27 protein-coding genes are annotated in these 21,574 nt (G+C 53.2%); 12 read left to right on the forward strand and 15 right to left on the reverse strand.

The genetic code is table 11. The features are described 5' to 3' along the window. The first annotated feature begins 28 nt into the window (after positions 1-28). The gene (locus HMPREF3107_RS03325; protein ID WP_070453429.1) at positions 29-646 is read left to right on the forward strand and encodes an SMI1/KNR4 family protein; all 618 of its coding nucleotides are present in this window, start codon (positions 29-31) and stop codon (positions 644-646) included. Between the two features lie 46 nt (positions 647-692). On the opposite strand, the gene HMPREF3107_RS03330 is transcribed toward HMPREF3107_RS03325, so the two are convergent. The 7 genes from HMPREF3107_RS03330 to HMPREF3107_RS03355 form a co-directional block, all read right to left on the reverse strand. Next, positions 693-1,064, reverse strand: a complete 372-nt coding sequence (locus tag HMPREF3107_RS03330; protein WP_070453432.1) for a VanZ family protein — start codon at positions 1,062-1,064, stop codon at positions 693-695. After that, complete coding sequence (locus HMPREF3107_RS03335) at positions 1,061-1,267, reverse strand: dioxygenase (protein WP_070453435.1); 207 nt, start codon at positions 1,265-1,267, stop codon at positions 1,061-1,063. Before HMPREF3107_RS03335 ends, HMPREF3107_RS03330 begins: the two co-directional genes overlap by 4 nt. A gap of 28 nt (positions 1,268-1,295) precedes the next feature. Continuing rightward, entirely contained in the window at positions 1,296-2,792 is a 1,497-nt protein-coding gene (locus tag HMPREF3107_RS03340; RefSeq protein ID WP_070453438.1) for an amidase, read from the reverse strand. A 55-nt stretch (positions 2,793-2,847) separates the two neighbouring features. Further along, positions 2,848-2,979 carry a hypothetical protein gene (locus HMPREF3107_RS12685; RefSeq protein WP_256364789.1) on the reverse strand — a complete coding sequence of 44 codons (132 nt, stop codon included), beginning with the start codon at positions 2,977-2,979 and terminating at the stop codon, positions 2,848-2,850. A 54-nt stretch (positions 2,980-3,033) separates the two neighbouring features. Next, positions 3,034-3,432 carry a hypothetical protein gene (locus tag HMPREF3107_RS03345; RefSeq protein WP_070453441.1) on the reverse strand — a complete coding sequence of 133 codons (399 nt, stop codon included), beginning with the start codon at positions 3,430-3,432 and terminating at the stop codon, positions 3,034-3,036. Further along, positions 3,422-4,198: an exodeoxyribonuclease III gene (locus HMPREF3107_RS03350; protein WP_070453633.1), complete on the reverse strand. Its 777-nt coding sequence runs from the start codon at positions 4,196-4,198 to the stop codon at positions 3,422-3,424. The genes HMPREF3107_RS03345 and HMPREF3107_RS03350 overlap by 11 nt, the downstream gene beginning before the upstream one ends. Before the next feature lie 121 nt (positions 4,199-4,319). Beyond that, positions 4,320-4,724, reverse strand: a complete 405-nt coding sequence (locus tag HMPREF3107_RS03355) for a helix-turn-helix domain-containing protein (protein WP_049248188.1) — start codon at positions 4,722-4,724, stop codon at positions 4,320-4,322. Positions 4,725-4,999: 275 nt separating this feature from the next. On the opposite strand from HMPREF3107_RS03355, the gene HMPREF3107_RS11780 reads away from it, so the two are divergent. The 5 genes from HMPREF3107_RS11780 to argA all read left to right on the forward strand — a co-directional run bounded on the left by HMPREF3107_RS11780 (position 5,000) and on the right by argA (position 8,427). Continuing rightward, entirely contained in the window at positions 5,000-5,254 is a 255-nt protein-coding gene (locus tag HMPREF3107_RS11780; RefSeq protein ID WP_141742820.1) for a hypothetical protein, read from the forward strand. Between the two features lie 74 nt (positions 5,255-5,328). Next, positions 5,329-5,727: a hypothetical protein gene (locus HMPREF3107_RS03360; protein ID WP_049251389.1), complete on the forward strand. Its 399-nt coding sequence runs from the start codon at positions 5,329-5,331 to the stop codon at positions 5,725-5,727. 174 nt (positions 5,728-5,901) lie between these two features. After that, complete coding sequence (gene pyrE / locus HMPREF3107_RS03365) at positions 5,902-6,543, forward strand: orotate phosphoribosyltransferase (protein ID WP_070453444.1); 642 nt, start codon at positions 5,902-5,904, stop codon at positions 6,541-6,543. Between the two features lie 77 nt (positions 6,544-6,620). Next, positions 6,621-7,085 carry a zinc-ribbon domain-containing protein gene (locus tag HMPREF3107_RS03370; protein ID WP_070453448.1) on the forward strand — a complete coding sequence of 155 codons (465 nt, stop codon included), beginning with the start codon at positions 6,621-6,623 and terminating at the stop codon, positions 7,083-7,085. A gap of 19 nt (positions 7,086-7,104) precedes the next feature. After that, the gene (gene argA / locus HMPREF3107_RS03375) at positions 7,105-8,427 is read left to right on the forward strand and encodes an amino-acid N-acetyltransferase (RefSeq protein ID WP_070453451.1); all 1,323 of its coding nucleotides are present in this window, start codon (positions 7,105-7,107) and stop codon (positions 8,425-8,427) included. Between the two features lie 84 nt (positions 8,428-8,511). On the opposite strand, the gene HMPREF3107_RS03380 is transcribed toward argA, so the two are convergent. The 8 genes from HMPREF3107_RS03380 to def form a co-directional block, all read right to left on the reverse strand. Continuing rightward, positions 8,512-9,810: a sigma-54-dependent transcriptional regulator gene (locus HMPREF3107_RS03380; protein ID WP_070453454.1), complete on the reverse strand. Its 1,299-nt coding sequence runs from the start codon at positions 9,808-9,810 to the stop codon at positions 8,512-8,514. Beyond that, positions 9,800-11,935, reverse strand: a complete 2,136-nt coding sequence (locus tag HMPREF3107_RS03385) for a sensor histidine kinase (protein ID WP_070453457.1) — start codon at positions 11,933-11,935, stop codon at positions 9,800-9,802. Before HMPREF3107_RS03385 ends, HMPREF3107_RS03380 begins: the two co-directional genes overlap by 11 nt. Before the next feature lie 3 nt (positions 11,936-11,938). After that, a complete protein-coding gene (locus HMPREF3107_RS03390; RefSeq protein ID WP_082155898.1) occupies positions 11,939-12,580 on the reverse strand; it encodes a DUF4390 domain-containing protein in 642 nt (213 codons plus the stop codon). Continuing rightward, entirely contained in the window at positions 12,543-13,805 is a 1,263-nt protein-coding gene (gene rsmB / locus HMPREF3107_RS03395; protein ID WP_070453461.1) for a 16S rRNA (cytosine(967)-C(5))-methyltransferase RsmB, read from the reverse strand. Before rsmB ends, HMPREF3107_RS03390 begins: the two co-directional genes overlap by 38 nt. Positions 13,806-13,887: 82 nt before the next feature. Further along, positions 13,888-14,526 carry a GIY-YIG domain-containing protein gene (locus HMPREF3107_RS03400; RefSeq protein WP_070453465.1) on the reverse strand — a complete coding sequence of 213 codons (639 nt, stop codon included), beginning with the start codon at positions 14,524-14,526 and terminating at the stop codon, positions 13,888-13,890. Continuing rightward, positions 14,516-14,947, reverse strand: a complete 432-nt coding sequence (locus HMPREF3107_RS03405) for a peroxide stress protein YaaA (RefSeq protein WP_070453468.1) — start codon at positions 14,945-14,947, stop codon at positions 14,516-14,518. Before HMPREF3107_RS03405 ends, HMPREF3107_RS03400 begins: the two co-directional genes overlap by 11 nt. A gap of 35 nt (positions 14,948-14,982) precedes the next feature. Then, entirely contained in the window at positions 14,983-15,909 is a 927-nt protein-coding gene (fmt, locus tag HMPREF3107_RS03410; protein ID WP_070453471.1) for a methionyl-tRNA formyltransferase, read from the reverse strand. 132 nt (positions 15,910-16,041) lie between these two features. Continuing rightward, positions 16,042-16,545: a peptide deformylase gene (gene def / locus HMPREF3107_RS03415; protein ID WP_070453474.1), complete on the reverse strand. Its 504-nt coding sequence runs from the start codon at positions 16,543-16,545 to the stop codon at positions 16,042-16,044. Between the two features lie 172 nt (positions 16,546-16,717). Here def and HMPREF3107_RS03420 point away from each other — a divergent pair, with 172 nt between their 5' ends. The 6 genes from HMPREF3107_RS03420 (at position 16,718) to nuoE (ending at position 21,522) form a co-directional block, all read left to right on the forward strand. Continuing rightward, a complete protein-coding gene (locus tag HMPREF3107_RS03420; protein WP_070453477.1) occupies positions 16,718-17,986 on the forward strand; it encodes a LysM peptidoglycan-binding domain-containing protein in 1,269 nt (422 codons plus the stop codon). 378 nt (positions 17,987-18,364) lie between these two features. Beyond that, positions 18,365-18,733 (forward strand): NADH-quinone oxidoreductase subunit A, encoded by a 369-nt coding sequence (ndhC, locus tag HMPREF3107_RS03425; RefSeq protein WP_070453480.1) that lies wholly within the window; start codon positions 18,365-18,367, stop codon positions 18,731-18,733. Then, positions 18,724-19,203, forward strand: coding sequence for a NuoB/complex I 20 kDa subunit family protein (locus HMPREF3107_RS03430; RefSeq protein WP_003771161.1), 480 nt, complete (start codon positions 18,724-18,726; stop codon positions 19,201-19,203). Before ndhC ends, HMPREF3107_RS03430 begins: the two co-directional genes overlap by 10 nt. Positions 19,204-19,212: 9 nt before the next feature. Next, entirely contained in the window at positions 19,213-19,803 is a 591-nt protein-coding gene (locus tag HMPREF3107_RS03435) for an NADH-quinone oxidoreductase subunit C (protein WP_023886682.1), read from the forward strand. Further along, the gene (gene nuoD / locus HMPREF3107_RS03440) at positions 19,793-21,049 is read left to right on the forward strand and encodes an NADH dehydrogenase (quinone) subunit D (protein ID WP_070453483.1); all 1,257 of its coding nucleotides are present in this window, start codon (positions 19,793-19,795) and stop codon (positions 21,047-21,049) included. Before HMPREF3107_RS03435 ends, nuoD begins: the two co-directional genes overlap by 11 nt. Continuing rightward, positions 21,049-21,522: an NADH-quinone oxidoreductase subunit NuoE gene (gene nuoE, locus HMPREF3107_RS03445; RefSeq protein ID WP_070453486.1), complete on the forward strand. Its 474-nt coding sequence runs from the start codon at positions 21,049-21,051 to the stop codon at positions 21,520-21,522. Before nuoD ends, nuoE begins: the two co-directional genes overlap by 1 nt. The last annotated feature ends 52 nt before the right edge of the window (positions 21,523-21,574 follow it).

Here is a 21,574-nt window from a genome sequence, read left to right on the forward strand (position 1 = left end):
ATTTAACCAAAACAGGAAAGGAAACAGGATGAAACAGTTAATCGACAGAATCAATGCGCAGCTGGAAAGGCTGAAACGACAGTATCCCGAAGCGTCAGTCAGACACGAAGCGGATTTTTCGTTGAACAAAGGTGCGGGCGAAGCAGACTTCGCCGAATTGGAAAAAGAGCTGGGTTATGCGTTGCCGGAAGACTTTAAAGAACTGTACCGCATTGCCGACGGCGAAGCCGGCCAAGAGGTCGTACTGGCGGGCGAAGAATGGTTGTCGGTCAGGCGGATTATCGAAGAGTACCGGATTTGGAAACAGTTGTATGAAGAAGGTTTGTTTGCAGAGGATGACGGCACGCCGTTCGGTTGCGAGCCGGAGGATGCGGGCATCAAACCGGATTTATGGTGGAATCCGAAATGGATTCCGCTCACAGCCGACGGCGGCGGCAACGGCAAAATGATTGATTTGGATCCGACCGGAAACGGCACTGCCGGACAGATTATCCAAATGTGGCACGACGACCCGATCCGTAGCAAGGAAGCCGATTCCTTATACGGTTTTTTTGCGCGGTACGCACAGGATTTGGAAGACGGGAAATATGTATTGAGCGCGGATTACGGACTGATTTTGCAGTCGGAATTGGACGAATTGGCGTAGGATTAAACGGTTGAGGCCGCCGTTTTGCCTTTTCAGACGGCCTGTTTTATATACCGCGCCGGTTGCGGTAAACCTGCCGCGCCAGCAGCAGGGCGAGGGCGGTACCGGCAAGGTCGGCCAATGCGTCGAGCAGGTCGCCGCTGCGGTGGGCGGTAAACCCTGCCTGCGCCGCTTCCGTGGCGGCAGCCAAAAGCAGCGCGGCGGCGGCCAACGGCAGATAGGGCGGACGGCGGCCGTCTTCCAGCCAGGCACGCGCGGCGAGCCAGAATTGGGCGAAGAAGGCCGCGCAGTGGGCGGCTTTGTCGAAATTCGGAAAAGGCGGCGGCGTGTGTCCGCCGCTTTCGCGCAACAGGGCGACCCATAAAAGGACAAACCAGGCGGCGGCAAACAGGGTGTATTTGTTGCACGGCAGCTTCATGCGCCTTCTCCGTCCAGCCAGGTTTGGCAGAGGTCGGCCAGGCGCAGGAATTTGCCGCCGCGTGCGCGCAGGATGTCGCGCCAGCGGGCAACGTCTTCCGCCGCAGGAGCTTCGTCCAGGCTGCATTCGTAGAGCATGAAGTCGAGTGTTTCGTCGACGATGGCGGGTGTTTCGGTTTGGATGAGTTCGTTGATTTCCTGCATGGTGTGGAGGCCGTCTGAAAAATGGGGATTATACGGGAGGAAGGCGGTCCGCCCACGGCTGTATCTGTTCCAACTGCGCGGCGAGGCTAAGCAGCGTGTCTTCACGTCCGTGTGCGGCGGCGAACTGGGTACCGACGGGCAGCCCGTTATGCCGGTAAAGCGGCACACTCATGGCGGGGTTGCCGCTCATGTTCAGCGGCGACGTATAGCCGACGTATTGCAGCGTCGTGGCGGCTTCTTTTTCCAAAAACGGGTTGTTTTTCAACAGAAAACCCAAACGCAGCGTGCCGAACAGCAGGCGCATGGCTTTTTGTGCGGCGGGCGGCGGCATCATCTCGCCGATTTTCGGCGTGGTGCGCGGGCAGACGGGCGTCATCAGCACGTCGTAGCGTGTGAAAAATGCTTTGGCGGCACGTTCCTGCGCCAGCATCACGTCGCGCGCCCATGCCATTTCGCCCGCACTGATTTGCCGTCCCTGCACAATCATTGCCCACGTTGTCGGCTCAAGCAGGCGGTGCGGCAGTTTTTGTCCGGTTTCGTATTGATATTGGTAGAACAGTTTTGCCGTTTCGCCCATGACGATGATGCGGGCGGCTCGGTTTAATTGTTCGGGCGGCGCAAAATTTGGGGTGGCTTCTTCCAATTCGTGTCCCGCGTCTTGCATCAGTTTCAAACTATGGGCAAACGCGGCTTCCGTGCCTTCGTCGTTGCCGCCGCCAAACCATGTCTGCTTCCAAAAAGCGATTTTCAGACGACCTGTTTCTTGTTTCAGGCTGTCTGCAAAACCGTTTTCGGGCGGCGGAGGGCAGGCATACAGAGCGCGCTCTTGGGTTTGGGCGGCAATGTCCAGTAAAACCGCGCTGTCGCGCACGCTGCGGGTCAGCACATGGTCGCATACCAATCCTTGCCATGCTTCCGATGCGTTCGGCGCGTAACTGCTGCGACCGCGCGTGGGTTTCAGCCCGAACACGCCGCAGTTGTGCGCGGGTAAGCGGATAGAGCCGCCACCGTCGCTGCCGTGCGCTGCGGGTACGACGCCCGAAGCCACTGCCGCCGCCGCGCCTCCGCTGCTGCCGCCTGCGGTGTAATCCAAATGCCACGGATTGCGCGTGATGCCGTAGATTTCGGTTTCGGTAACGGGATATGCGCCCCATTCGGGCGTGGTGGTTTTGCCGAACACGCGCAGCCCCGCATCGAGATAGGCTTGGGTCAAATCGCTGTTTTGCTTGGCAATGTAATGCTGCATCATACGCGAACCCGACCATGTCGGCGCGCCTTCCCAATCTGCCAGCAGGTCTTTGAGCAAAAACGGCACGCCCGCCAGCGGCGTATCGGCATTTTCAGACGACCCCTGCCACGCCGCCGCGCGTTCGCGCAAATCGTGCGCCAACAGATTGAGCTTGGGATTGACTTCGTCCAAGCGGTTTAAAGCAGCCTGCAACACTTCATCGGCGGAGATTTCTTTTTTGCGGATCAGCTCTGCCAAACCGACGGCATCGTAACGATAGTATTCATTAAACTTCATATCAGGTTCCTTGGCGAACAACAGATGGTTTTTTCAGACGGCTTCTAAAAGGATTTCAATCGGGATAAAACACATATTCGCGGCGGTCGAAATCGTAGAAATAACGGTCGTACGGTGTGAATGGGGAAGGGTAGCCCAACTGTGGCTCCGGCCGGCGGTCTGAAGGGAAATAGTACAGGTGGTACAAGCCTTTTCTTCCGTTATCCCTGCTGCCCGACGGTATCGCCGTTTTCAGACGGCCTCACAGTTTCACACCCAGCCATTCGGCGATTTGGAAATGAATCAGCAGCGCGGCGGGTACGGATAGCACGGCATAGCCGAACAGGGCGGAGGCAATCCAGCCCCATTTGTTCGCGCCCTGCCAGCGGAAGTATTTGGCGGCAGTCAGCAGGCAGGGCAGGGCGAGCAGCAGCCAGGCGATTGCCCAGCCCGGGTTCGGGCGCATCACGGGGATACGGCCGCTCAGCGTGGCCAGGGTAAACAGCGTCCATAACAGCATGGGCAGGAAAAAGGCGGCCGACATCCACAACACGCCGTATTTAAAGGCAGGCGTGAACGCAATCAGCGGCCGTTTTTCAGACGGCTCGGAGGCTTGGTTGGTGCCTTGTTTGCGGAGGCGTTTTTTGGTTTCAGATGACATAATCGTACTCCACGACCAAAGGGGCATGATCGGAAAATTTTTCGTCTTTATAAACATGTGCGGACACCGCTTTGGCGGCGAGTTCGGGCGTAACCATCTGATAGTCGATGCGCCACCCGACATCTTTCGCATACGCCTGTCCGCGGTTGCTCCACCAAGTGTAGCCGGGGTTGTCGGGATAGAGCGTGCGCCACATATCCGTCCAGCCGAGCGTATGGATGACTTTGCCTATCCATTCGCGCTCTTCGGGCAGGAAGCCCGAATTTTTCTGGTTGCCTTTCCAATTTTTCAGGTCGATGTTTTGGTGGGCAATGTTCCAGTCTCCGCAGACAACAATGTCGCGCCCTTCCGCCTTCATGGCTTCAAGCATGGGATAGAACGCGTCTAAAAAACGGTATTTCAATTCCTGCCGCTCCGGCGCGCTGGTGCCGCTGGGCAGATAAAGCGAAATCACCGACAGCTTGCCGAAATCGCAGCGCACAAACCGCCCTTCGCGGTCGAATTCTTCAATGCCCATGCCGATTTGCACATTGTCAGGCGCGCGTTTGCTGTACACCGCTACGCCGCTGTAACCGCGTTTTTCGGCGCAATGCCAATAACCGTGCATCCCGTGCGGATTCTTCATTTCGTCGGACAAATCGACTTCCTGCGCTTTGAGTTCCTGCACGCAGACAATGTCCGCGCCCGATGCGGCGATGTATTCGTAGAATCCTTTTTTGTAGGCGGAGCGGATGCCGTTGACGTTGGCAGAGATGATTTTCAGCATATTTTGTAAGGTTTGGTAAATAAGAAAGGCGGCATTGTAACCGATGCCGCAGCCGCAAATAAGAGAGGCCGTCTGAAAAACCGAAACAACGGTTTCAGACGGCCTTCGGCACAATCCCGCTTTATTTCTGCAGCTGTGCGACCAATTGCCTTAAAGCGGAAATTTCCTGATCCTTCTGCACCAGCAGTAAATCCTTGTGGGCCAGCAGTTCGCGGCTGTGTTCCAGGCTTAATTTCAACTTCTCCACCTCGGCGGCAATCCCTTCGTTCGCTCCGTAATAATTTGAATTCTGCCCACTGTTTTCACCGATCAGACAAATTAAGCCCTTTCCGTCCGAGGCCACCAATTCCCCGATATCGATTTTAAACACTGCTGCCAATTTTTCCAGTTTTGCCAAATCAAGCCTGCTTTCATCCCGTTCTAAACGAGAATAACTGCTTTTTGACATATTCAGCCGCTCCGCCATGTCTTCTTGAGACCAGTTGTTTAACTCACGCAAAGCACGGATTTTGTTATTTACGGACATTCGAAATGCCTCCTCATGGGCAAAAGGTAAATTATTTTGAATAAATATCCCGATAATCGGCATTTAAATCTGATAATCGGTATTGATAGGCAGTATTCGGCAAAGATATTATCCCGCACTGTATTCCTTTGCAAATTTATTACCGGAATCGGCAAGCAGCTACCTGAAAAATATCGGATACGGGCATTATTCAGAAATGTTGGGATTGTTTTAAATACAAGCAACGGTAGTTTCTTAAATTAATCCAGATCTAAACCATTTAATAAGGATAACAGATGAAAAATACATTATTTATATCTATTTTGACCTTACTCACGCTTTCAGGTTGTTCAGGCCTTACCGCCGTCCACATACCTGGTCATTGGCATCAGGAAGGAATTTCGAAAAAAGATACGCAAACCCGTTTTGCCAAATGTACATATGATGTAGGTATGAATAAAGTCAATTCTGTGCAAGAAAGCCGCCTAATAAATGCCTGTATGGAAGGGGAAGGTTTTCGCTGGATTCCTCCTCGTATAGAATACCGTTAACTATATGAATTATTTTATGCTTTGTTTTGTCTTTGCGGCATAGTCGCAATTTTTATTAAAGGAAATGAAAGATCATGAAAGCCAAACTACTTTTCATCCCTATGCTTTGCATACCTTTTATTGCTTTGGCGAAACCTTCAGACTTGGTTTGCAAAAAGCGTGTTGATTTGGAAATGGGGTATGAACAGCATTGTGTTTATTCAGGTTCACTATCACAGGCATTCTATGCCTTAGGTGCGAGAGTAGAGCTTTGGAAACCGTTTTTAAAGTACGGCTTACCTAAGAAGGATAGTGATTTTAGGGGCTACCTTGCCCGAGAAGGACGGAAGGACGAAATACTGTATGGGGTTGAATGGAAGGGGGAGAATAAGGTTTCTGTTTCTGCTTGTTGGAATGAGACGGACAATTGCTCCATGGCTACATTCCAACAATCTAATGGCAAGGTATTGATTAAATTATATGAATCGCCTTAATCGGTTTGAATCGGCGAATAATCGCAAGTTGTTCAAATGCCGATAAATCAAAATTGTGTTCGTTTTTTCAAAAAAAGGCCGTCTGAAAAGTGCAAAACCTTTCAGACGGCCTGCCCATTACAGCCATCATCCTTTATAATCCTCGCTTTAAATTTGGCAACCGAAAGCACGACAATGTCCGATTTCCGTCAAGAATTCCTGACCTTCGCCCTAAAGCAGAACGTATTGAAATTCGGCGAATTCACCACCAAGGCCGGCCGGCAGTCGCCGTATTTTTTCAACGCTGGATTGTTCAACGACGGCGCTTCCACGCTGCAACTGGCCAAATTCTACGCACAAGCCATCATCGAGAGCGGCATCAAATTCGACATGCTGTTCGGCCCTGCCTACAAAGGCATCATCTTAGCTGCCGCCACTGCCATGATGCTGGCGGAAAAAGGCGTGAACGTGCCGTTTGCCTACAACCGCAAAGAAGCGAAAGACCACGGCGAAGGCGGCGTGTTGGTCGGTGCGCCGCTCAAAGGCCGCGTGTTGATTATCGATGACGTGATTTCCGCCGGCACATCCGTGCGCGAATCGGTCAGGCTGATTGAAGCCGAAGGCGCGACGCCCGCCGCCGTCGCCATCGCGCTCGACCGCATGGAAAAAGGCACGGGCGAATTGTCCGCCGTTCAGGAAGTGGAAAAACAATACGGCCTGCCCGTCGTCGCCATCGCCAATTTGAACGACTTGTTCACTCTGCTGCAAAACAACGCCGAGTTCGGCGGTTTCCTCGAACCCGTGCGTGTTTACCGCGAACGCTACGGCGTTGCCTGATTTTATCCTGCGCGGCCGTCTGAAGCCTTTTTCAGACGGCCGCGCCACCCGCAGAAAAAAATATAAAGAAACACATTATGCCGATTTGCTCCTGCCCGCACTGCAAAACCTATTTGAAAGTTAAAGAGAGTCAGTTGAACGTCGCACAAGGCTTTGTCAAATGTGCCGACTGCCAGGGATTGTTTAAAGCCAAAGATTTCGTTGCCCGAGCCGATGTGGCCTCTATCGACTGGATGCCCGACGGTATCAGCGACATCGAACTGGTACGCCGTTTGGGAACCTACGTGCGCGGGCGGAACTCGTTCAGCAAAGAGCAGGCCGACTATCTGCTCGAACATTCCGGACAGAACGGCGGCTTGCCGCCCGAATTGGAAGACAAAGGCCATTATGCCGCCCGGAAGGTGCCGCTGCCGCAAACTCCGGTGCAGGTTCAGGCTGCCGCACCGGTTAAAAGCCGTGAAAACAATCATTGGATGGTAGCGGCGCTGGGAATGCTGACCGTCCTGATTCTGCAACTGTTCTATATCGCTTTAAACCGCTGATTGCAATATAAACAAACATATGGATGCCGCCGCCCTTTCCGTTTTTATCCGCAATTTCCGCGAAGCCGCGCCTTATATAGATTATTTGCGCGGCAAAACGCTGGTGGTCGGTATCGCCAGCGGCTTGCTGCAGCCCGAACGCTTCCGCAGCGTTGCCTCCGACCTCGCTCTGGTTGCCGGGCTGGGGGTCAGGCTGGTGTTGGTTTACGGCAGCCGCAGCCAAATCAACGAATTGTCCTCGGCTGCCGGTATTTCACCGCAATATCATCAAGGACGGCGGATTACCGACGAAACCGTTTTGGATTTTGCCAAACAAGCCTGCGGCAAACTGCGTTTCGATATCGAGGCGGCTTTGTCGCTGGGTCCTGCGCATTCGCCCCGGCGCGGCGGCAGATTGAAGATTGCCGCCGGCAATTTTTTGTCGGCCCGTCCCATCGGCATCATCGACGGCATCGACATGGGCTATACCGGCCGGGTGCGGAAAATCGATGCCGAATCCGTCAGCCGCAGCCTGGATGAGGGCGCGGTGGTTTTACTGAATCCGCTGGCCGCCTCCGCGAGCGGCAAACTGTTCAATCTCAGCATGGCGGAAATTGCCGAAACCGCCGCCGTCGCCCTGAAAGCGGACAAGTTGTTGTTCCTGATTGGGCAGGACGGCATTTTGGACGAAAACGGCCGCCTGTTACCGAATCTTTCCGCCGAAGAAGCGGAAGGCCGTCTGAAAAGCGGCCGCATCTGTCATCGTCAGCACGATTTGCTTGATGCCGCCCTGAACGCCGTCGGCAAAGGTGTCGGCCGCTGCCAAATTCTGTCCGGTCTGAACGACGGTGCCCTGATTGGCGAATTGTTTACCCGCAACGGTACGGGCACTTCTATCGCGCAAAATCCGTTTATGTGTATCCGTCCGGCCGAAGGCGGCGATATCGCGGATATCGTTACCATGATTCGGCCGCTGGAAGAGGCGGGCATTTTGTTGCGCCGCAGCCTCCGCTATTTGGAAACCCATATTGGCGATTTTTCCGTACTGGAGCATGACCGCCGGATTTACGGCTGCGTTGCTGTGAAGACTTTTGCCGACGCGCCCGATTGCAGCGAGCTGGCCTGTTTGGCCGTGTCGTCGGAAGCCCAAGACGGCGGCTACGGCGAGTTGCTGTTGGAGCATTCGTTGGATAAAGCCAGACGGTTGGGCTGCAAACGGCTGTTTGCCCTTTCCACGCAAACCGGTGATTGGTTTGCCGAAAGGGGGTTTCAGACTGTCTCTCCCGAAGATTTGCCTCTCGAGCGGCAGCGGGAATACCGGAACAGCAAACGGGGGTCGACCGTTTTTGTTTATGAATTATGACCCTGTTTAATCCGCGGTATTTTGTAGGGAAGAAAGAGGCCGTCTGAAAAGTTTCAGACGGCCTCTTCGGTTACCTGATGCGGATTATGCGTCCTTATCGGTTTCTTCGGTTTTATTCTGCCGACGGGAGAACTGGATGCCGAGTTGTTTCAGTTTGCGGTACAGGTGGGTGCGTTCCAAGCCGACTTTTTGTGCCACGCGGCTCATGTTTTGACCTTCCTGAGAGATGTGGTATTCGAAATAGCGGCGCTCCAGCTCTTCCCGCAGTTCGCGCAGGGGCAGGCTGAAATCGAAACCGCCGCCGACGTTGATTTCCGGTTTTTTTTCGGGTTTGTTCAGGCCGAGTTCGTTTGCGACGGCGGCTTCATCGATCTCCTTCTCGCCTGCCGACAGTGCCAGGGTTTTGACGACATTGTGCAGCTGGTCGAAGTTGCCCGGCCAGTCGTATCCGGTCAGGAGTTCCAGCGCGCCATCGCTGAAACGGGCGACGGGGATTTTCTGGGTTTCCGACAGTTCGGTGGCGATACGGTTAATCAGGAAGGCAATGTCGCCGGCCTGTTCGCGCAGCGGCGGAATCTGGAGCTTGAGGCAGGAGAGCAGGGCAAACAGTTTGGGGTCGTAGGCCGGATTTTGCAGCCATTCGTCCGAGGGGCTGCTGCAGGCGCAGATAATCCGAACATTCTGTTTTTCGGCTTTGCCGAGCAGGAAGTGGATGCCTTGCTGGATGTTTTTGCTGTATTGCGAGATGTCGCCGAGGAAGAGGATGCCGCCGGCGGCTTTTTGCAGCAGTTCCATCGGCATATCGACGATGTATTCGGTTTTGGCCGGTTCGACCCAAGGGGTATTGTTTTTATGGAAATAGCGGGCAACGAGTTCGAACGGCGATCCGGCTTCGCCGCTGAGCAGGATGGGGTCGTTTTGTTTGACGGCGGCTTCGATGCGGAGATTGAGCTCTTGAATGGCGGGGCTGTTGCCCAGTTTGTCTAGCGACAGCCCGGACGCAGCCTGTTGTTCGCTGTATTCCAAAGCGCGTTCTACGGCGCTCAGCAGTTTTTTCAGTGCGATTGGCTTTTCGAGGAAATCCATGGCGCCGATTTTGGTCGCTTCGACGGCGGTGTCTATGCTGGCATGGCCGCTCATCATGACGACGGGCATGGTCAGCTGGCCGTTTTTCGCCCATTCTTTAAGCAGGGTGATGCCGTCGCAGTCGGGCATCCAGATGTCGAGCAGTACCATGGCCGGACGGGTTTGGTTGCGCAGTTGGCGTGCTTCTTCGGCGTTTTCCGCCAGGCTGACGGTGTAACCTTCGTCTTGCAGGATGTCAGACAGCAGGTCGCGGATACCGATTTCGTCGTCTACGATTAGGATGTCGTTACTTCTCATAGTGCTCTTCTACCAATGCGGGTAATGTGATTTTAACGCAGGCGCCGCCTTCTGCTGGATTGCTCAGAGTGATGCGGCCGCCGTGTTCTTCTACAATTTTCTTCACTACGGGCAGGCCGAGGCCGGTGCCGGTGGGTTTGTCGGTTACATAGGGCTCGAAAGCGTTCGCCAGCATGTTTTTGCCGAAACTTTTGCCGTTGTTGGCGACGGTGAGGGTGATTTGGCCGTCTGCGTTGGCGGTGTGGATGTGTACTTGCGGCTGAGCCGCTTCTTCGGCGGCTTCGACCGCATTTTTGAAGATGTTGTGCAGCACTTGCCGCATGGCGGTGGCATCGGCATACATGACGGCGGGTATATTACTGAAAACGGCGTCAAATGTACACGCACCGGCTTCGTATAGCAGCAAAACTTCTTCGATAATTTTGTTGAGGTCTTGTTTTTCGAGCTTCAGCGAGGGCGCGCGGGCGTAGTTGCGGAAGGCTTCCACCATTTCTTTCATGGCCGCCACTTGTTTGATGATGGTGTCGGTGGAGCGGGCCAGTATTTGCGCGTCCTGTTCGCCCAGTTTGTCTTGCAATTTCCAAGCCAGCCGTTCTGCGGAGAGTTGGATGGGGGTGAGCGGGTTGCGGATTTCGTGTGCCAGCCGTTTCGCCACTTCTCCCCATGCGGCTTCTTTTTGTGCCCGCACGAGTAGTGTGATGTCGTCGAAAACGAGCACCGTACCGCCGCCGTTGTCGGCCGGAAGGGGAGTGGCCTTGGCCAGCAGGATGCGTGCTTCGTCGCCGCCCGTGTAGGCCGTCTGAACGGGTTTGCCGGTGTGTTCGGTGGCGAGGATGGTTTGGAACAGTTCGGTTAACAGGAGGTATTGCGGCACGCTTTGCGGCCAGTCGTGCCAGTTGCTGCCCGACAGTTCGGACAGCGGCAGGCCGAGGATGTTTTCCGCGCTGCGGTTGAGGGTTTTCAGACGGCCTGTTTCGTCGAGCGTGATTACGCCGGCGGTCAGGCTTTCCAATACGGTTTCGAGATAGTGGCGTGCCGCTTCCTGCCGGATGCGGTTGAGTTCTTCGGCTTCGCGGGCGATGGCCAGTTGCTCGGTCATGTGGTTGAACAGGCGGGTCAGTTGGCCGAGTTCGTCGTTGCGGTAAACCGGTCGGGGCTGGGAAAAATCGCCTTGTGCGACGGCTTTCGCGCCTTCGGCAAGCGAGAGGATGGGTTCGATGAAGCGGCGGGCAAAGTAGAGGGCGATGACCAGCGCGAGCATGATGGAGAGTAGGGCGGCGGCCAGCAGGGTAATCAGGAAGAAGGTTTGCAGGCCTTGTTTGGCGTAGGTGAGTTCGGCGTATTTGCTGCGCGCGTTTTCAATCAGTTCGGCATCCCGAGCGACGTTGTCGGGAATAGGCCGTCTGAAAAACAGGGCTTTCCCTTTTTCTTGCGCCGCGGGCAGAGCCAGCCAGCCTTGGGCGTACAGTTTGCCGTTGATGTTGGTGACGCTGCGGGATGAGCCGTGCCGTTGCAGTTCTTCCGCCACTTCTTTTTCGGCGGGTGGCGGGGGAAGGGCGGCCGGGTTGCTGATGAGTTCGGTCGTGCCGTCGGCAGGGTTGTAGAGGCCGACTTGGCTGAATCGGGCGGTTTCGCCGCTGAGGCGCAGGGCTTCTGCCGCCGTGCCACCCATGGAGGTGCGGCTGATGATTTCGACTTGTAAGGCGGCGGTCTGCTCGATGGTGTTGTCGAGGGTGTTGTCGAGTGCCGATTTGCTCAGCGTCAGGCTGCTTTCGAGTGCTTGCGCGGTGTCGTTGCCGAACCAGGAATTGATGCTGTACGAGATGAATTGCGCGGAGACGCCGAACAGGAACAATCCGGGCAGGACGGCAATCAGGGTGAACATCAGGGCCAGGCGGCGGGTGAGGCGAGAGCCTAGCATGTTGTGGCGGTTGTGCCGCAGTAGCAGCCAGCCGTAGCGGAGCAGCATGGCGAGCAGGATGGTGACAATCAGGCCGCCTGCGGCAATCAGCCACCAGAAATATTCGGACAACGGGCTGCCGCTGTTGGTGGCGAGAGTGAGGCTGTAAACCAGTGCGGCAGCGAGTACGACGAGGAATATCAGGTAGGAGTATCGGCGGCGCATGGTTTAACCTTTGCTGACCGCCAGCGGTTTCCAGCCGGAGTCGAGTTGCCAGTTTTTCGCCGTCAGGGCGTTGATTTGGAAGGGTTTGGGCAGTTGGTTGGTACTGAGGCTGAGGCGGACTTCGGCTTTGATTTCGCGCCAGTCGGTGTCGTCCAGCGTGCCTTTGGGCAGGACGCGCCAGTTGGCGATGGCGCCGATGCCGCGAAGGGCGGTTTCGAGGCTGCCGTATTCGGTGGAGAAAGTGCCGACGGTGATGCGGTAGCGGTTGGTCAGCGGGTGGAAGGAGAGCTTGTAGGTAACGCTGTTGTCGCTACCGACGAGTTGGCCGAGTTTGAATTTGTAGGCGGCCATGGTGGGGGCGGACAGTTGGTAGTTCAGGGTAAAGTAGAGCGGCACGCCCTGTTTCAACGCCTGCTTCAACGGGTCGGGCAGTTCGGTGTGGAAACGGCTGCTGATGTCGAGGCGGCCGTCTGCGGTTACGGTTGCGGTTTGGCGGGTGATGGAAATGTTTTCCGCCGCCGCTTCAGACGGCCTCAGCAGTATCACGGCAAACAGTAGGACGGCCGCCGCCGCACGGGCGGCGCGGACGATGCGGCCGTATGCGGGTTTACGGCTGTTTGCGGATGAGTGCGTAGTAAAAGCCATCTTGGGTATGTTTGGGTAACAGTGTCAGCGATTCTGTGCAGGCGGCATCGGGATGGCGGCGCAGGAAGCGTTGCAGCTGGCCGTCGTTTTCTTCATGGAACAACGAACAGGTGGCCAGAAGCATCCTGCCGCCGGGTTTCAGTACCGACCACAGGTTGTCGAGTATGGTTTCCTGTTGGCGGGCGGTTTTGCCGCCGTCGGCAGGCCGGCGCAGCCATTTGATGTCGGGGTTGCGTTTGGTTACGCCGGAGGCGGTGCACGGCACGTCGGCCAGGACGGCGTCAAACGGGTCGCCATCATACCATGAAGACAGATCGGCTGCGTCGGCGCGGTGCAGGGAGGCCGTCTGAAAGCCTAAGCGCGACAGGTTGTCCGCCACTCTTTTCAGACGGCCTTCGTCTATGTCCAGCGCGGTCAGGCTGCAGTTTGCCAGTTCGAGGATGTGGCCGGATTTGCCGCCCGGTGCGGCACAGGCGTCCAGAATCCGTTCGCCGTCTGCCGGTTTTAAAATATATGCAGCCTGCTGCGCGCCGAAGTCTTGTACGGATACGAGGCCGTCTGAAAAGCCGGGCAGGCGGCTTACCGGCACGGCTTCTTCCAGTATCACGGCATATTCGTCCAAAGCTTTGCCTGCGATGCCTTCGGCGGCCAGTTTTTCCAAATAACCTTCGGCATTGCCGTGGCGGCGGTTGATGCGCAGGGTTAGAGGCGGGTGGCCGTTGGCGGCGGTAACGATGTTGTGCCAGTGTTTCGGGTAGGCTTGGCGCATATAGTCGAGCCACCAGCCGGGAAAGTTGTATTTGGCGGTGTCGTCGCGGCGGCATTGCACGTTCAATTGTTCTTTTTCGCGCAGGAAGCGGCGCAAAATCGCGTTGGCAAACGAACGGTACTGCCCGCGCCCGATTTTTGCGATGTTTTCCACCGCTTCGTTGACCACCGCATGAGGCGCGTTGCGCGTGTGGTTGAGCTGGTAGAGCGCGGCCAAAAGCAGGCTTTCGAGCTGCGGGTTGCCAATCGGTTTTTTCAGCATTTGCGCGAGCATATATTTCAAGCTGCCCAGATAACGCTGGCAGCCGTAGGCGATGTCTTGCAGCGCGCCGAGTTCCTGTGCCGTCAGTTCGGGGTGGGCTGCGCGGATGGCGGCCAATATGTCTTGCAGGTTGCGGCCTTTGGCAACGGCGGCAACGCTGTCGGCGGCCAATTTTTGGGCGAGGGACATACTCATATTTTTATACTTTCTTGTTGCTATTGTTTTTTTCAATTTCAGACGGCATTTTGATTGTTTAATGCCGTCTGAAGTAGATGATTTATTTGATTAAATCATCTACTTCCTCATCAGTTAACTCTTTTCCGCCTAAATTTTGTACTACCCACATTCCACGTTTAACAATATTAGCGTTTGTTGCAAATTTACCTAGCCAGCCTTCAGACGACATCACAGCCCCATTTACTAATATGTTTGCCTTTGCCAACGTTGCAATAATCCTGCTCTTCCATAATGACCGCTCTTGTGCTGTTTCAAATGGGATGGTAGCGAACGTAAGATTCTTCTGAACATAATAACTTACCACCTGTTCGATTATGTCTAATCCGACATAATCCAACTTATCATCCCAATACTCGTAACTTTCACGAGCCGTTAAGTCAAGGTTCCACTGTTCTAGTAGTTCTTGTTGGTTATTTCGATTTAATATTGCCCGACCTATATGTTTACGTAAAATGCTTCGATCTTTATTGTGCTTTATATGTTCAGCTAAACGCTTTACTAGACCATTTTGTCTGTTATGCGTACCAACTAGAACCACTCTGTCCATATCAGCAAATTTCTCCCCCTTCTCAAACAAAATATAGATTCCGTTTAACTCCTTAATCGTATCCAGCTCATTAAAGCTATACCGTTTTAATGAGTTAAAATATTGATGCAAGATGAAACAGTTATTTCTCATTTTGCTTCACCAATTCCTTAGTCAGCCACTGAAGCTGCATACCAATTTTTAAACCCTGCATTGGGATACTGTAATTTTTTAGAAATGGTATAAGGAATTGTCGATATCTTTCCCCTGCTAAGAAAACAAACTCATCTTTTTCAATATCCGCATTCTCTCGCAAAGATTTTAATACCTCTTCTGCCCATGCCTTTCTTTTGGCAACAGCCATATCATTCAAAGTTAAATTATAAGGTTCAATCTCATCACTCAAATTTAATAAACCATGTAATGCCGACAAAATAAAAATCTTATCTGCACGGATTACTTCTTTTGCGTATTGCAATTCTTTTTTGAACAGACTACTTTGATAGAGTAATTCAGTCTTTTGTTTTTTATCTGACTTCTTACTGACACAAGCGATTAAAACTATTTTTTTCATGACGTTTCTTTCTTCCCTTTGAATAATAGATTCAGTTACAAAACCGTTCCAACTTCAATCGTCCGGCCTGCAGCAAATGCCTGTATGCTCATGCGTTTGCTGCCCGAAGGCTGTAATTCGATAATTTTCAGCGCGTTCTCACCGCAGGCGACAATCAGGCCGTCTGAAGAACAGGACAACACTTTGCCCGCCCTGCCTTGTTGCGCGACTACTTCCGCCCGCCAGATTTTCATCGGCTTGCCCTGATATTCCACCCACGCAGCGGGGACGGGATTGAAGGCACGGATTTTGCGTTCAATCACTGCCGCGCTTTCGTTCCAATCGATACGCGCTTCTTCTTTGCTTAATTTTTGTGCATAAGTCACGCCTTCTTCGGGCTGTTTGACGCTTTTCAGACGGCCTTCTGTTTTTAATTGTTGCAAATCAGCAACAATCGCCGCCGCACCGAGATTCATCAGCGCGTCGTGTACTTCGTTCGCCGTATCGGTCGGTTGAATGGCGTAACGGTGTTCGCTGACCACATCGCCGGTGTCCAAACCGATGTCCATCTGCATGATGCACACGCCCGTCTCGGCATCGCCCGCTTCAATCGCCCGCTGAATCGGCGCCGCACCGCGCCAACGGGGCAGCAGGGAGGCATGGATGTTGAGGCAGCCGTGTTTCGGCGTATCCAGCACGTCTTGCGGCAGAATCAGTCCGTAGGCGGCAACGACCATCACGTCGGCCTCGACTTCTTTGAGCATTTTCAGGGCTTCGGCGTTGTTGCGCAGTTTTTCAGGTTGCGCCACGCGCAAACCCAATTCCAATGCGGCCTGCTTCACGGGAGACGGAACAAGCTGCATCCCGCGCCCTTTAGGGCGGTCGGGCTGGGTCAATACCAGCGGGATTTCAAAACCGGCGGCGGCTATGGCTTTTAAGGCGGCGGCGGCAAAATCGGGCGTACCGGCGAAGATGACTTTCATGGTTATACTTTCGGAGGCGTTTTCAGACGGCCTGTTCCTGATGGCAGTAAAAGGCCGCCTGAAAGATTGGGTTTTGAAGGGTGCGGGGTATTGGGAACCGTTTTTCAGACGGCCTTCAAGGTTGCGGCAGGGCTACATGTTGTGTTTTTGCCGCTTTTTCAGTTTGGTTTTGATGCGCCCCTGTTTCAGTTGCGATAAATGTTCGACGAAAACGATGCCCATCAGGTGATCCAATTCGTGTTGGATGCAGATGGCCAATAGCCCGTCCGCTTCCAGAGTGAATTTTTCTCCTTTTTCATCAAGGGCTTCTACCGTAACGGTTTCCGCGCGGATAACGGTGTCGTAAATGCCCGGTACGGACAGGCAGCCCTCTTCATAAGTGGTTTCGCCGTTTTTGTGGGTAATCACTGGGTTGATAAATACGCGGGGCTGGTTTTTTTCTTCACTCAAATCCATAACGACCACGCGCTCGTGCGCATCCACCTGTGTGGCGGCCAGACCAATGCCGCGTGCTTCGTACATGGTCTCAAACATGTCTGTAATCAATGTCTTAATTCGTTCGTCAATTTTTTCGACAGGCTTGGCAACCGTGTGCAGGCGATCATCGGGGTATTGCAAAATATTCAGTAAAGCCATTTCTTTCTCTCTAAGATTGTGCGGGGAATATGCGAATCAGGTTTTAATACTATGAGGTTTGCTGTAAATAGTAGTAAAATATCGCGATAAATTGACAAGACGGGCAATGTTCCGAATTGTTGTGTGTAAATTTTTAATGATGACTGAGTGAGTCAATTTCAAGGGGAGTGTCATGCAAAAACGTATTATAACCCTGCTTTGTGCGGCCGGTTTGGCTATTTCCGCCCCGGCGTTTTCTGCCGCTCTGAAGGTTCGGCCGGATGCGCCTACGCGTTATGTGGTTAAGCAAGGCGATACGTTGTGGGGTATTTCCGGCAAATATCTGTATCGGCCTTGGCAGTGGAGTCGTTTGTGGGGCGCAAACCGCAGCAAAATCCGCAATCCCGACCGTATTTATCCCGGACAAGTGTTGGTTTTGCGCTATGTAAACGGTCATCCGCGCCTGTCAGTCGAGCGTGGAGCCGGTGGTGACATCCCATTGGTAAAATTGTCGCCGCGTGTGCGCGAAGTCAGTTCCGGCTATGGCATTCAGGCCGTCAATGTAAACTTCTATCGGATGTTTATGCAGCATCCGCAAGTTATCGACCAAATGCAGACGCAACATGCGCCGCGTTTGGTTGAAGGTCCTGATAATCGGTTGATTTATTCCAAAGGTGAACGTGTTTATGCTTACGAAATTACCGAACCCGGCCGTTATTTGGTTTATAGGGCAAGAAAAGACATCACTGATCCGGAAACGAAGAAATATTTGGGTCAGGAAGTAGTGTTTAGCGGTATTGTGGCTACTTTGCCGGGCACGAACAGCGCGCTTGATGCCAGAAGCAGGGAAGATGCGGAAGCATTGCCGAATAATGAATACTACACACGTCTGCATCCGATGTTAAAAGTGCCGACTCAGACTGCGCAACCTATGGTTGTGGAAGAAGCGGTTTCCGAAATTCGTAAAGGCGATTATCTGTTGAAGTTGGAAGATGGTGGAGACAGCTTCAATATGATGCCGCATGCGCCTAGCCAGCATATTGATGCAAAAGTGGTTTCCATTTTTGACGGTATCAGCGAAGCAGGCCAATTCCAAACCATCACTTTAAATAAAGGTAGTGCGCATGGTCTGGAAAAAGGTACGGTTTTAAGTCTTTACAAACGTAGCCGCCAAGTCAAAATGGATATGCAAAAAGGCAAAGACGGAAGCAGAAGCGTTGTGAAGTATCTTTCTATTCCTGCTGAAGAAGCCGGTTTGGCAATGGTTTACCGTGTTAGTCAAAATCTTGCCTCTGCTATTATTCTGGAAAACAAAACCAATATCAGCATCGGTGATACTGCTTCAGAACCGGGGCAAGATTTGGATAATATGTTGGATGATGGCCGTCATGAACCTAATGTGCCGCAAGATCCGCACGATAATGAACACAATACAACAAATATTTTGAGTAATATCCATTAATCATTTGTTGATTGATACTGTTAAGATGCAAGCCGCCTGAAACATAGGCGGCTTTAATTTTGTCGGGATGGGTTAATTTTGATTAGTATGGTTTACTTTAACTGCTATTCTTTCTTGGGTTGCTTTCGAGGAATCTTTCTAATTAAAGCCAAGGGCTGAAGCGATTAGTATCAGGTATTTAATCAAATAAAAGCAGTAATTTCTTGCAGGCAAACAAATATACAAATGTAAATAACAATAACGATTATCATTTAACTATTGAAATTATTGAACTTTTTCTTAGAATTTTGGCTATACACTCTTTAAATTACAGTCTGACTTGGCTAAAATAGCCTCCGTAAAATTTCGTTATCTGCTAATGATTCGAGTACGACCACTATGTTGGCAAATTACCTTCCTGTTTTAATATTCTTAATAGTTGGCTTGTTGGCGGGCATTCTGTTTATTCTGCTGGGCACTGTTCTGGGGCCTAAACGCCACTATGCCGAAAAAGACCAGCCGTTCGAGTGCGGCTTCGAGGCGTTTGAAAACGCGCGCATGAAGTTTGACGTGCGTTATTACTTGGTGGCGATTTTGTTTATCCTGTTTGATTTGGAAGTGGCATTTATGATTCCGTGGGCAGTGGTGTTCAAAGATTTGCTGGCGCAGTCGAGACAGTTTGGCTTCTGGTCGATGTTTGTCTTCATCGTCGTACTCGGTGTGGGTTTTGTATACGAGTGGAAAAAAGGAGCGCTGGAATGGGAGTAGAAGGCATTCTGAACAAAGGGTTCATTACCGCCAGCGCGGATACCGTGCTCAACTATGTGCGTACCGGCTCGCTGTGGCCGGTAACCTTCGGTTTGGCCTGTTGCGCAGTAGAAATGATGCATGCCGGTATGGCGCGTTACGACCTCGACCGCTTCGGCATCATTTTCCGTCCGTCGCCACGCCAATCCGACTTGATGATTGTGGCCGGTACCCTCACCAATAAAATGGCACCCGCCCTGCGTCGCGTGTACGACCAGATGGCCGAGCCGCGTTGGGTGTTGTCGATGGGTTCGTGCGCCAACGGCGGCGGTTATTATCATTATTCCTATTCCGTGGTGCGCGGTTGCGACCGTGTGGTGCCGGTAGATGTGTATGTGCCCGGCTGCCCGCCGACTGCCGAAGCCTTGATTTACGGCCTGATTCAGCTTCAGGGCAAAATCAAGCGCACTTACACCATTGCCCGCAACTAGGAGCGCACCATGCACCCGAAAGATTTATACAGCGCGGCACAGCGCATCTTGGAAGGCAAGGCGGATAAAGTATTGTTGGCTTTGGATGAAGTAACTGTCGAATGCCGCCCTGAACACTATCTCGATATTATGCAAACCCTGCGCGACCACGAAGAAATGCACTTTGAGCTCTTGGTGGATTTGTGCGGTGTCGATTACAGCACTTATAAAAATGAACCATGGCCGGGCAAACGCTTTGCCGTGGTCAGCCAGCTGTTATCTGTGAAGAATAATCAGCGCATCCGCGTGCGCGTGTGGGCGGAAAACGACGATTTCCCGTTGGTTCAATCCGTTATCAATATTTACAACAGTGCCGACTGGTACGAACGCGAAGCCTTCGATATGTACGGCATCGTTTTCGAAAACCACCCCGACCTGCGCCGTATCCTTACCGACTACGGCTTTGTCGGCCACCCCTTCCGCAAAGATTTCCCTATTTCCGGCTATGTTGAAATGCGTTACGACGAAACCGAAAAACGCGTTATCTATCAGCCTGTAACCATCGAGCCGCGCGAAATTACCCCGCGCGTCGTCCGCGAGGAGAACTACGGTGGCCACTAAACTCAGAAACTACACCATCAACTTCGGCCCGCAGCATCCTGCCGCCCACGGCGTATTGCGCATGATTTTGGAGCTGGAAGGCGAAACCATCGTCCGCGCCGACCCGCACATCGGCCTGCTGCACCGCGGCACGGAAAAACTTGCTGAAACAAAAACCTACCTGCAAACCCTGCCGTATATGGATAGGCTCGACTACGTTTCCATGATGGTAAACGAGCAGGCCTACTGCTTGGCCGTGGAAAAACTGCTCGGCATCGACATCCCTATCCGCGCCAAATACATCCGCACCATGTTTGCGGAAGTAACTCGCATTCTGAATCACCTGATGGGCATCGGCTCGCACGCCCTCGATATCGGCGCGATGACCGCCATCCTCTATGCCTTCCGCGACCGCGAAGAGCTGATGGATTTGTATGAAGCCGTTTCAGGTGCGCGCATGCACGCCGCCTACTATCGCCCCGGCGGCGTATACCGCGACCTGCCCGACTTCATGCCCAAATATGAAGCCAGCAAATTCCGCAATGCCAAAGTATTGAAAGAGCTGAATGAAGCACGCGAAGGCACCATGCTCGACTTCATTGAAGCCTTCTGCAAACGTTTCCCCGGCCGCATCGACACTCTCGAAACCCTGCTTACCGATAACCGAATTTGGAAACAGCGTACTGTCGGTATCGGCGTGGTTTCTCCCGAGCGCGCCCTGCAAAAAGGCTTCACCGGCGTGATGCTGCGCGGATCGGGTATTGAATGGGACGTGCGTAAAAAACAGCCCTACGAAGTTTACGACCAAATGGATTTCGACATCCCCGTCGGCGTGAACGGCGACTGCTACGACCGCTACCTCTGCCGTATCAACGAAATGCGTCAATCCGTGCGCATCATTCAGCAGTGTGTTGATTGGTTGCGTGTTAATCCCGGCCCCGTCATTGTGGATGACCACAAAGTCGCACCGCCCAAACGCACCGAAATGAAGTTCGGCATGGAAGACCTTATCCACCACTTCAAACTGTTTACCGAAGGCATGCACGTGCCCGAAGGCGAAACCTACACCGCCGTGGAACACCCCAAAGGCGAATTCGGCGTTTACATTATTTCAGACGGCGCCAACAAACCCTACCGCCTGAAAATCCGCGCCCCCGGCTTCGCCCACCTGCAAGGCATGGACGAAATGGCCAAAGGCCATATGCTCGCCGACGTCGTTGCCATCATCGGCACGCAAGACATCGTATTCGGAGAGGTAGACCGCTAATGTTATCCGCAGAATCCTTGAAACAAATCGATACCGAATTGGCCAAATACCCGGCCGATCGCCGTCGTTCCGCCATCATGGGCGCGCTGCGTATCGCCCAAACCGAAAAAGGTTGGCTTGCCCCCGAAACCATCGAATTTGTCGCCGACTACATCGGCATCACCCCCGTGCAGGCCTATGAAGTCGCCACCTTCTACAATATGTACGACCTCAAGCCTGTCGGCAAATACAAACTCACCGTCTGCACCAACCTCCCTTGCGCCCTGCGCGGCGGTGTGGATGCGGGCGAATACCTAAAGAAAAAACTCGGCATCGGCTACGGCGAAACCACGCCCGACGGCAAATTCACTTTGGTCGAAGGCGAGTGCATGGGCGCATGCGGCGATGCCCCCGTGATGCTGCTGAACAACCACAAAATGTGCAGCTTCATGACCGAAGAAGCGATTGAAGCCAAACTCGCCGAATTGGGTTAGAGGCTACCTGAAACCGTAAAGGCCGTCTGAAAAACCAACGCAGGCCGCCCGA

Source organism: Neisseria sp. HMSC31F04 (genome assembly GCF_001807735.1).
Lineage (GTDB): Bacteria > Pseudomonadota > Gammaproteobacteria > Burkholderiales > Neisseriaceae > Neisseria > Neisseria elongata.

Excerpts from the sequence above, each read along its gene's own strand:
- HMPREF3107_RS03325 (WP_070453429.1), top strand. The coding sequence starts at position 29 with ATGAAACAGTTAATCGACAGAATCAATGCGCAGCTGGAAAGGCTGAAA.
- HMPREF3107_RS03330 (WP_070453432.1), bottom strand. The coding sequence starts at position 1,064 with ATGAAGCTGCCGTGCAACAAATACACCCTGTTTGCCGCCGCCTGGTTT.
- HMPREF3107_RS03335 (WP_070453435.1), bottom strand. The coding sequence starts at position 1,267 with ATGCAGGAAATCAACGAACTCATCCAAACCGAAACACCCGCCATCGTC.
- HMPREF3107_RS03340 (WP_070453438.1), bottom strand. The coding sequence starts at position 2,792 with ATGAAGTTTAATGAATACTATCGTTACGATGCCGTCGGTTTGGCAGAG.
- HMPREF3107_RS03345 (WP_070453441.1), bottom strand. The coding sequence starts at position 3,432 with ATGTCATCTGAAACCAAAAAACGCCTCCGCAAACAAGGCACCAACCAA.
- HMPREF3107_RS03350 (WP_070453633.1), bottom strand. The coding sequence starts at position 4,198 with ATGCTGAAAATCATCTCTGCCAACGTCAACGGCATCCGCTCCGCCTAC.
- HMPREF3107_RS03355 (WP_049248188.1), bottom strand. The coding sequence starts at position 4,724 with ATGTCCGTAAATAACAAAATCCGTGCTTTGCGTGAGTTAAACAACTGG.
- HMPREF3107_RS11780 (WP_141742820.1), top strand. The coding sequence starts at position 5,000 with ATGAAAAATACATTATTTATATCTATTTTGACCTTACTCACGCTTTCA.
- HMPREF3107_RS03360 (WP_049251389.1), top strand. The coding sequence starts at position 5,329 with ATGAAAGCCAAACTACTTTTCATCCCTATGCTTTGCATACCTTTTATT.
- pyrE (WP_070453444.1), top strand. The coding sequence starts at position 5,902 with ATGTCCGATTTCCGTCAAGAATTCCTGACCTTCGCCCTAAAGCAGAAC.
- HMPREF3107_RS03370 (WP_070453448.1), top strand. The coding sequence starts at position 6,621 with ATGCCGATTTGCTCCTGCCCGCACTGCAAAACCTATTTGAAAGTTAAA.
- argA (WP_070453451.1), top strand. The coding sequence starts at position 7,105 with ATGGATGCCGCCGCCCTTTCCGTTTTTATCCGCAATTTCCGCGAAGCC.
- HMPREF3107_RS03380 (WP_070453454.1), bottom strand. The coding sequence starts at position 9,810 with ATGAGAAGTAACGACATCCTAATCGTAGACGACGAAATCGGTATCCGC.
- HMPREF3107_RS03385 (WP_070453457.1), bottom strand. The coding sequence starts at position 11,935 with ATGCGCCGCCGATACTCCTACCTGATATTCCTCGTCGTACTCGCTGCC.
- HMPREF3107_RS03390 (WP_082155898.1), bottom strand. The coding sequence starts at position 12,580 with ATGGCTTTTACTACGCACTCATCCGCAAACAGCCGTAAACCCGCATAC.
- rsmB (WP_070453461.1), bottom strand. The coding sequence starts at position 13,805 with ATGAGTATGTCCCTCGCCCAAAAATTGGCCGCCGACAGCGTTGCCGCC.
- HMPREF3107_RS03400 (WP_070453465.1), bottom strand. The coding sequence starts at position 14,526 with ATGAGAAATAACTGTTTCATCTTGCATCAATATTTTAACTCATTAAAA.
- HMPREF3107_RS03405 (WP_070453468.1), bottom strand. The coding sequence starts at position 14,947 with ATGAAAAAAATAGTTTTAATCGCTTGTGTCAGTAAGAAGTCAGATAAA.
- fmt (WP_070453471.1), bottom strand. The coding sequence starts at position 15,909 with ATGAAAGTCATCTTCGCCGGTACGCCCGATTTTGCCGCCGCCGCCTTA.
- def (WP_070453474.1), bottom strand. The coding sequence starts at position 16,545 with ATGGCTTTACTGAATATTTTGCAATACCCCGATGATCGCCTGCACACG.
- HMPREF3107_RS03420 (WP_070453477.1), top strand. The coding sequence starts at position 16,718 with ATGCAAAAACGTATTATAACCCTGCTTTGTGCGGCCGGTTTGGCTATT.
- ndhC (WP_070453480.1), top strand. The coding sequence starts at position 18,365 with ATGTTGGCAAATTACCTTCCTGTTTTAATATTCTTAATAGTTGGCTTG.
- HMPREF3107_RS03430 (WP_003771161.1), top strand. The coding sequence starts at position 18,724 with ATGGGAGTAGAAGGCATTCTGAACAAAGGGTTCATTACCGCCAGCGCG.
- HMPREF3107_RS03435 (WP_023886682.1), top strand. The coding sequence starts at position 19,213 with ATGCACCCGAAAGATTTATACAGCGCGGCACAGCGCATCTTGGAAGGC.
- nuoE (WP_070453486.1), top strand. The coding sequence starts at position 21,049 with ATGTTATCCGCAGAATCCTTGAAACAAATCGATACCGAATTGGCCAAA.